The sequence below is a fragment of the Winogradskyella sp. genome (assembly GCF_013213975.1).
Classification (GTDB): domain Bacteria; phylum Bacteroidota; class Bacteroidia; order Flavobacteriales; family Flavobacteriaceae; genus Winogradskyella.
Genome location: NZ_JABSST010000037.1, coordinates 22,892 through 32,513 on the forward strand (window position 1 = coordinate 22,892; position 9,622 = coordinate 32,513).

At 33.1% G+C, this 9,622-nt stretch carries 6 protein-coding genes; 4 read left to right on the forward strand and 2 right to left on the reverse strand.

What is annotated here, in order from left to right; genetic code table 11:
* Positions 1-6: 6 nt before the first annotated feature.
* Both HRU49_RS07350 and HRU49_RS07355 read right to left on the reverse strand, forming a co-directional pair.
* Positions 7-723: a LytTR family transcriptional regulator DNA-binding domain-containing protein gene (locus HRU49_RS07350; protein ID WP_296355686.1), complete on the reverse strand. Its 717-nt coding sequence runs from the start codon at positions 721-723 to the stop codon at positions 7-9.
* Positions 723-1,577 carry a sensor histidine kinase gene (locus tag HRU49_RS07355; protein WP_296355688.1) on the reverse strand — a complete coding sequence of 285 codons (855 nt, stop codon included), beginning with the start codon at positions 1,575-1,577 and terminating at the stop codon, positions 723-725. Before HRU49_RS07355 ends, HRU49_RS07350 begins: the two co-directional genes overlap by 1 nt.
* Positions 1,578-1,982: 405 nt before the next feature.
* On the opposite strand from HRU49_RS07355, the gene HRU49_RS07360 reads away from it, so the two are divergent.
* From HRU49_RS07360 to HRU49_RS07375, 4 genes are all read left to right on the forward strand, one after another.
* Entirely contained in the window at positions 1,983-5,009 is a 3,027-nt protein-coding gene (locus HRU49_RS07360; RefSeq protein ID WP_296355690.1) for a TonB-dependent receptor, read from the forward strand.
* Positions 5,010-5,019: 10 nt separating this feature from the next.
* Positions 5,020-6,606 (forward strand): RagB/SusD family nutrient uptake outer membrane protein, encoded by a 1,587-nt coding sequence (locus HRU49_RS07365; RefSeq protein WP_296355692.1) that lies wholly within the window; start codon positions 5,020-5,022, stop codon positions 6,604-6,606.
* 111 nt (positions 6,607-6,717) lie between these two features.
* Positions 6,718-8,649, forward strand: coding sequence for a glucosamine-6-phosphate deaminase (gene nagB, locus HRU49_RS07370; protein WP_296355694.1), 1,932 nt, complete (start codon positions 6,718-6,720; stop codon positions 8,647-8,649).
* A gap of 254 nt (positions 8,650-8,903) precedes the next feature.
* Positions 8,904-9,622: family 20 glycosylhydrolase (locus HRU49_RS07375; RefSeq protein ID WP_296355696.1), on the forward strand; the 719-nt coding region annotated here is incomplete at its 3' end.

Below are 9,622 nucleotides of genomic sequence, written 5' to 3' on the forward strand. Positions count from 1 at the left end.
GGTTACTTAATCATTTTTTCCAATATTGAAAATTCGATCTTTTGTTTTTTTTAGGTAATTTCTACCTATAGGGATTTTCTTATTTGATATTTCAATGGTATTGCCTTCTAAGGCTACAATTTTATTTATAGAAATCGTATAAGATCGATGCACTCGCATAAAACTTGATTGGGGTAATTCTTCAGTAATAGCAGTAAGTGATTTGTGCACTACATAATCCCCTATAGTGGCAATAACTTTTATATAATCTTTTAAGCTTTCTATATAAAGAATATCATTAAGGTTTACTTTAACAAGTTTCTTATTGACTTTTAAAAATATATGAGGTTCTTGTTGTAATGAGGAATCACCCCCAACATTATTAATATACACTTGTTGATATACTTTATTCATTGTTTTTAAAAACCTATTAAATGGAATAGGCTTAACTAAATAATCTAATATATTTAGTTCAAAACTCTTTACAGCATACTCTCTATATGCCGTGGTGATAACTATTAATGGCTTATTGCTAAGGTTTTCTATAAAAGAAAAGCCTGTTATCTGAGGCATATTTATATCTAAAAATATAACATCTATCTTTTCCTGTTCTAAAATAGGATAGGCTTTTAAAGGGTTATTAAAAGTGGCAACAACTTCTACATGATCAAAGTTTTTTAAATGATCTTCTATCACTCCTATAGCTAGCTGCTCATCGTCAATTATTACACATTTAATTTTCATCAGATAGGGATTTTTAAAAATAAAATATAATTGCTGTCTTCTATTTTTGATTCCATTTTATAATTATTTAAAAACAATAAATTTAACCTTCGTTTAGCATTGTTTAAACCTATTCCTTGTTTACCATCTTTATTGGCATTTGGATTAAAATTATTTTTAAGAATAAACTCTAAATATTTGTTCTCAATAACCCTAAAGCTTATATTAATAAATATATGATCATTTTCTTTTAATCCATGTTTAAAACAGTTTTCTACAAAGGAAAGGAATAGTAATGGAGGCACTTGAATATCTTCAATTTCCCCGGTAATATTCATTTCTGAATTAATGCGATCATTAAATCGCATTTTCTCAATGTCGATATAGTTATCTATATGCTTTATTTCCTGTAACAAGCTTACTTTGGGACTATTGACATCATATAAAACATATTGCATCATGTCAGATAACTTCAAAATTACTCTAGGAGCATCATCAGATTTTTTTATTGCTAATGCATATAAATTATTTAGGGTATTGAAAAAGAAATGTGGTTGTATTTGAGACTTTAAGAAATTTAACTCCGTTCTTAACTGAGTCTCTCTTAATTGCTCTGAGCGTTTCCTTTCTAGTATCCATTCAGCCGTAAGTTTAATAGCAGTAACTAACGCAACATCATATACCCCAATTAAAAAAACGACTAAAATATGATTAAAGGAGTATGCTTTTTGCGGTTTATCAGACTCTGGCCAGACATTTTCGTTTATAAATAAATAAATAAGCTCCGTTCTAACAACATAAAAAATTCCAATAGAAATAAGAAAGTAAATGATGTACTTAATATATTTTTTATTTAAAATATATTTCGGATACAAAAAGTAAATATTAACATAGATTAATATAATGCTCGTAGATACCGTAACGATATTAGATTTAAAAGAATACCAGTAATCTTCGTAATAACTTCCCCAACGTATTACGTTAAGTACAAACCAACTTCCCCAAAAAATAATATGGTATCTGATTGGGATAGTTGTGCCTATTTTACTTTTAAATATAGAAGTCGCTATTGTTTAGTGATTTATTAGTTAATAAAGGACAATTTTATGAATATATTAATTAAACTACAATTAAATTGACAATTGTTTAATTGTTAAAAATCGTTAATCGATAGTTTTACGTTGTTTGGTTGTAAACTCCTGTTGTTTATATATTTTTTTTCTGGATTATTTTACTAATAGATACTTTGGAGCAAATTAAAAGACTAAACAACTAATATTATGAAACAAAATTTAAGAACACTCTTCTTGTTTTCTTTTTTATTGTTAGCAGTACAATTTTCTTTTGCTCAAGAAAAGGAAATATCAGGTATTGTTACCTCTCAATTAGATGGTTCTCCAATACCTGGCGTAAATGTATTGGTGAAAGGGACTGCGAATGGCACACTAACAGATTCAGGTGGTAATTATTCCCTAACAGTAAATGTTGGTGATGTGCTATCATTTTCTTACTTAGGAATGAAAACACTAGAAATAACTGTTCAAGATTCAAATGTTATTAATGTTCAATTAGAAGAAGACTCTCAGCAATTAGATGCTGTTATTGTAACAGCTCTTGGTATTAAAAAATCAAGAAAATCTTTAACCTATGCCGCACAAGATGTAGACGCAGAAGAGCTAAGTAGAATTAAGCAAACGAATCCTGTTAATAGCCTTTCAGGTAAAGTTTCTGGTTTGTCAATTACTAGAAGTGCTTCTGGAGCTGGTGGTTCAGTTAAGGTAGTATTAAGAGGTAACTCTTCACTTGGCAACAACCAACCCTTATATGTAATTGATGGTATTCCATTATTAAACCCATCAGGTGGCCAGCCCTCTGATACTTTTGGTGATATAAATGGAGGTAATAGAGATGGAGGTGATGCTTTATCATTATTAAATCCAGATGATATTGAATCATTAACTGTTTTAAAAGGAGCTTCGGCTTCCGCATTGTACGGTAGTGCAGGTCTTAATGGTGTGATTTTAATTACAACAAAGCGTGGTAGATCTGGAGGTTTTAAAGTGGACTTCTCAACAAATTTAACTGTTGACACAGCTGCGTATTTCATGGATTTTAACGGAGAAACTGAAGCTAATATTGATGATTTTTATGATAGTGGATTAACCAACATTAATTCATTGACAATTTCTGGTGGAAATGAGACCGCTCAAACGTATTTTTCATATGGTAATACAAATGTTACAGGCATATTGCCAACAAATACATTGACACAACACACATTTAATGTGAGAGAAACTGCTCAATTATTTAATGATAAGCTATCAATAAGTGCAAATATTTTAGCTTCTACTCAGAAAATAAAAAACAGACCAGTATCTGGATTATATTTTAATCCTTTAGTAGGAGTCTATGGTTTCCAATCTGATACAGAAAGCTTATCTGATTATAGAGACTTTGAAGCATATGATTCTGCAAGAAATATTCAAGCACAACGTTGGTTTAGAGCCACTTCTGATATAGAGCAAAATCCATATTGGATATTGAATAGAAATGCAAGTGAAGATAACAACAAGAAGTTGGTAACTTCATTAAACTTAAAATACCAATTTAACGACTGGTTATCGCTTCAGGCAAGAGGGACTTATGACAAATCTATCTTAGACTTTGAAAAGAAAATTTATGCTACTACTGAAGCAACTTTAGCTCCAGAAAACGGAAGATACATTAATACGAATCAAGACTTTACTCAAGTTTTTGGTGATGTAATAGCTACATTAACCCCTCAGATTAATGATGATTTTACTTTAAGCGCCATTGTTGGAGCGAGTACAACAAGAAACAGAACAGAATTGTTTACTGCTGATTCTGGTACTAATGGAGGTTTACAATTTGCCAATGTATTCTCATTTCAAAATTTTGAAGGTAACCCACAAGTAACCTTCGTTCAAAATTCATATAGAACCCAAGTATATTCACTTTTTTCTAGTGCAACCATAGGATATAAGGATCAAGTTTATTTTGATGTCACAGCTAGAAACGATTGGTCTTCGACTTTACCAAAAGAAAACAACTCGTTCTTTTATCCCTCATTTGGAGTTACTGGTATCTTAAGTGAATTATTTGACTTAGGCGATGGCGTATCATTTGCCAAAATAAGAACTTCTTATGCCGAAGTAGGAAATGGATTCGGGCCTGACCTAATTGCAAGAAACAGATCTATCATTTTTGGTGGTGGTGGCATTAGTCCTACTGAGCCTATTAATCCTTTTCCTGGAACCTTACCTGAACCAGAACGTCAGCGCTCCTTTGAGATTGGAACAGAATGGCGCTTTAATAACGGTAAATATGGCTTTGAATTGGGTTATTACAGAACCAGTACAATTAACCAATATTTCACAGTTAATGTTGCGGCAGGTGCTGGTACATCTGGACAGGCAAATATAAATTCTGGTGATATATTAAATAAAGGTTTTGAAGCAACGGTTTTTGCTAATCCAATAGAAAATGATAATTTTAAATGGAGAACTACAGTAAATTTTGCTAGTAATAAAAATGAAATTTTAAAACTTATTGACTCTAGCATAGAAGGCGTTGAAACACTAGCTAATTTTCCAATTAGCGATCCTGGTGTAAACACTTTTGGATCCTTCTTAGTTGAAGGAGGTGCGTTTGGTGATATTTATGCTCAGGTGGTTGCGAGAGATGAAAATGGATTACCAATTGTTGATACAACTGATGGGATTGCAATTCAACAACAAGATAATGATGATAGAGTACCAGCTCTTGAAAAAGTGGGTAATGCCAATCCAGATTTTACATTAGGCTGGAACAATTCTTTTACTTATAAGAACTTTACATTAGATTTTTTAATTGATGGAAAATTTGGTGGAGAGACTGTAAGTATGACAGAGGCTATTGTTGAAGGTTTAAGTAATAACTCTGCTAGAGAGACTAACAATGGAACTGTAAATATTGTGAGCCCTGATGGTGTTCCTTCCACATTGACAGCGCAAGAATATTATAGTGCAGTCGGTGGTCGTAATGGATTTACAGGTGAGTATGTCTATAGTGCTACAAATGTTAGATTGGCAGAATTTGCTCTAGGGTATAATTTTAATTTATCAGATGACTCGTTCTTCTCAAGTATAAAGGCATCATTAGTCGGAAACAATTTATTTTTCTTCTACAAGGATGCACCGCACGACCCTAACATATCATTGAGTACTGGTAATGCACTACAAGGAGTAGATGTCTTAGGACTTCCTTCTACAAGGAGTTTGGGGCTGAATATTAATTTAACATTCTAAAAAATAACTAATGAAAAATATAAGCAAACTATTAGCATGTTTCTTTGTCTTAGGTATAGTTGGTAATTCTTGTAGCGATTTAGAAGATATCAATGACAACCCTAGAGACATTACTCAAGAACAATTAGAAGTAGACTTTCAACAGGTAGGTTCTAAGTATAAACCTATTTTTGAAAGCATATACCAATATACACCCGCTTGGTCCTATCAATTACAGCAAAACCTAAATGCAGATGTATATTCTGGCTACATGACTAATCCACGTCCGTTTGTAGCAGGTGCAAACAACACTACATATAACCTAGTAAGTGGTTGGAACGATTTTATATGGTCTGTACCTTACAATAACGTTATGAATAACGTTAAAACTATAAGTGATTTAACTGAAAATGACTTTCCCACACTATATGCCACGGCTTTAATTTTAAAAGTGGAAGCTATGCACCGAGTCTCTGATGTTTTTGGACCAATAATTTATACAAGTTTTGGTGATTTAGAAAATGTAGGAGAATACGATTCACAACAAGAAGCTTATGATGCATTCTTTACAGATTTAGATATCGCAGTAGAGAATTTAATGGCTGATATAGACAGTGAGCGTTTTACGGCATTTGATTTATCTTATGGCGGTAATTATAGACAATGGGTTAAAGCAGCTAATTCGTTACGTTTAAGATTAGCAATACGCATTTCTAAGGTGGATCCTGTAAAAGCAAAATTAGAAGGTGAGAAGGCCTTAGCACAACCCTTAGGGTTAATGGTTACAAATGATGATAGCTTTTTCGTAAATAGTTCTCTTAGCCATCCTTTAGCAACTATTGATAATTCTTGGGGTGATATACGTATGAATGCCTCTATGGAGTCTATATTAACAGGATATAACGATGCAAGAATAAGTAGTTATTTTGATGAATCTATCGATTATGCAGGCGAGCATAAAGGGATAAGAAATGGATTACCATTGTTGCCTGGATATGAAGACGAACTCGCTCAAAAAGCAGACTATATAGGTTTTTCTACATTGAATGAAAGTGTAAAAACACCTTCAGTTCAATTAATGACCGCTGCTGAAGTATACTTCTTAAAAGCAGAGGCAGCTCTACGTGGTTGGACTGGCGCAGGCGATGCACAGTCTAATTATGAGCAAGGCATTATAACTTCCTTTGACCAAAGAGGAGCAAGTGGAGCTGCTACATACATTGCAGATAACACCTCTACTCCTGCCGATTATGTAGATCCGGTAACACCATCTAATAACATTGCGGCTTTATCTAATGTGACTGTAGCTTGGAATGCAGGTGACACTAATGAAGTAAAGTTAGAAAAAATTATTACTCAAAAATGGATTGCAATGTTCCCAGAAGGTCAAGAGGCGTGGAGCGAATTTAGACGAACAGGATACCCTAGAATCTTCCCAGTTGTAAGCAATCAAAGTGCTGGAGCAATTGATACAGATATTCAAATTAGAAGAATTCCATTTGTAGATAGTGAATTATCTACTAACGCAACAGGTGTTGCTAATGCTGTTTCACTCCTCGGTGGACCTGATAATGGGGGTACCAGAGTATGGTGGGATACAGGTGGACCAAATTTTTAATGAGAAAGTTAAAAGCAGATTAATATATAATTATTTGAGAATTGGTTACCAGAACAAGCGGGGTTTTAACTTTTCCCGCTTGCTTTACCTTATAGATAAAAAAAGCAAGTCATGAATGTAGAAATTGCTAATTATAATAAAATTGAATATCAAAAGGCAGGGAAGTTCGAAGAAGCGCGTTATGAAAAAATTCATAATGTCATTTTTAAATCATCTGTAGAAGCTTCAACTGTAGTAGCCCAAGAAATAGCCTCATTAATAAGAGAAAAAGCATCCCTAAACCAAACATGTGTTTTAGGATTAGCTACTGGATCTTCACCGATAAAAGTATATGAAGAACTTGTGAGAATGCACAAAGAAGAAGGACTTAGTTTTGCAAATGTTATAACCTTCAATCTAGACGAGTATTTTCCTATGGAAAAGACTAATATTCAGAGTTACTTCTATTTTATGCACGAACATCTATTCAATCATGTAGATATTCTTCCAGAAAACATTAATATTCCTAACGGCTCTTTGGAATCAGAAGATATCTATCAGTACTGTATTGATTATGAAATGAAAATTAAAGCTGCTGGCGGTTTAGATTTTCAACTTCTTGGCATTGGTAGAACAGGACATATTGGCTTTAATGAGCCTGGATCACATTTAAATTCAGGCACAAGACTTATAACATTAGACCACCTAACACGGGTAGACGCTGCACCAGCTTTCTTAGGTGTAGATAATGTTCCTAGAAAAGCAGTTACAATGGGAATAGGAACCGTAAGAGAAGCTAAAAGAATCGTTTTACTTGGTTGGGGGCTAAATAAAGCAGAAATACTTAAAAAGACAATTGAAGGTAAAGTCACATCAGATGTTCCTGCAACATATTTACAACAACACAACAACACAACTTTTGTTATAGATAGTGAAGCATCATCTGAATTAACACGAATCAAAACACCATGGTTAGTGACCTCCTGTATTTGGTCAGAAAAATTAAAATTAAAAGCTGTTGTTTGGTTAAGTGAGTTGCTTAATAAACCTATTTTAAAGCTTACCGATAAAGATTACAACGACAACGGAATGTCTGGCTTATTAGCAGAAGAGGGGGCCTCTTATAATTTAAACATAAAAATGTTTAATAAGCTACAACACACTATCACCGGTTGGCCAGGTGGAAAGCCAAATGCAGATGATTCTAATAGACCCGAAAGAGCACATCCTTCTAAAAAGAGAGTTCTGATTTTCAGCCCTCATCCTGATGATGATGTGATTTCTATGGGTGGTACTTTTGATCGATTAGTAGAGCAAGGACACGAGGTCCATGTTGCCTATCAAACTTCTGGTAATATTGCAGTTTCCGATGAAGAGGCTTTAAAGTTTGCTGAAATATCAAAAGAACTTAATCCAAATTCTGAGAAGATTAATGATATTATAGATTTCATTCAAGCAAAAAAAGGTAATGACATTGTAGATTCAATTCCAGTGAGAAAATTAAAAGGTTCTATTCGAAAAAGTGAATCTTTAGCTGCAATAAGATATTTAGGTCTTAAAGATGAAAATGTTCATTTTTTGAATTTACCCTTTTATGAAACCGGAACCATAAAAAAAGGGAAAATTACTCAAAGCGATATTGCAATTACATGCAATTTAATTGACACGATTAAACCAAATCAAATATATGCCGCAGGTGACTTGGCAGATCCCCATGGTACACATAAAGTTTGTTTAGATATTCTTTTTATAGCAATCGGTAGTTTAAAAAATAATTTATACATGAATGATTGCTGGGTGTGGCTATATAGAGGCGCTTGGCACGAATGGGAATCTTATGAGATTGACATGGCTGTGCCAATGAGCCCTGATCAGGTACTCAGAAAAAGACATGCTATTTTTTACCATCAATCACAAAAAGATGGTGTAATGTTTCAAGGAGGTGATTCAAGAGAATTTTGGGTCAGAGTTGAGGATAGAAATCGATTAACAGCAAAAAAATATAATGATCTAGGTCTTGCGGATTATGCCGCTATAGAAGCCTTTAAACGTTATCACTTTTAAAGGGAACAAACCAAAAGTAATATTGAAGGTACTTGAAACATAACATATGCAAAAACAAAGCAAGGCGATACGGTACGGCTAAAAAATTTATTAACTACCGATTTCGTTAAAATTACAAACCCATCTCTTTTATTGTGAAAATTAATCATAATACGTTAGTTCAAAGAGGAGTTGAAGAAGTAAATGCTACAAGTATTAAAAGGGAAATAATTGAAAATCATATTAAAATCAGTTAGAGTCAATAAACTAATAAAATGACGAAAAGACTAATTCTATTACTAGTGTTTTATAGTTTTTTTATTCAAAAAACATTATGCCAAGAGAAGGAAATGGGTAAATATAACCTTATGCCTTGGCCACAAAAAATTAAAAGTAATTCAGCCAAGTTTTTAATTGATAGCAGCGTTACGATCTCAATAAATAGTGAAGATGAAGGGAGAGTTCGTAATGTTGCTGTTAATTTTTTAAGACGACTTGCAAATAGAACAGGTGTATTTATTGACAAAGGCTTCCCTCTGTCAAATAAAACAGCATCAATCGAAATTGAATTTAAAACAGTTGGTGAGTTAAATGTAAACACAGACGAGTCTTATTATTTAAATGTTGGTACAGATAAAGTAACGATTCTTGCAAATACAGATATTGGCGCGATTAGAGCTTTAGAAACGCTATTACAATTGACTAATTATAATGAAAATGAATATTATTTTGAAGGAGTTTCCATAGAAGATTCACCACGTTTTGTTTGGCGTGGTTTAATGATAGATGTTGCGAGGCACTTTCAACCTGTTGATGTCATAAAAAGAAACCTTGACGCTATGGCTTCTGTTAAGCTCAATGTTTTTCATTGGCATTTAACAGATGATCAGGGGTTTAGAATAGAATCTAAAAAGCATCCAAAATTACAAAAGTTAGCTTCTGATGGTTTGTACTATACCAAAGAACAAATAAAAGATGTCGTTGCTTATGCATC

Excerpts from the sequence above, each read along its gene's own strand:
- nagB (WP_296355694.1), top strand. The coding sequence starts at position 6,718 with ATGAATGTAGAAATTGCTAATTATAATAAAATTGAATATCAAAAGGCA.
- HRU49_RS07350 (WP_296355686.1), bottom strand. The coding sequence starts at position 723 with ATGAAAATTAAATGTGTAATAATTGACGATGAGCAGCTAGCTATAGGA.
- HRU49_RS07360 (WP_296355690.1), top strand. The coding sequence starts at position 1,983 with ATGAAACAAAATTTAAGAACACTCTTCTTGTTTTCTTTTTTATTGTTA.
- HRU49_RS07365 (WP_296355692.1), top strand. The coding sequence starts at position 5,020 with ATGAAAAATATAAGCAAACTATTAGCATGTTTCTTTGTCTTAGGTATA.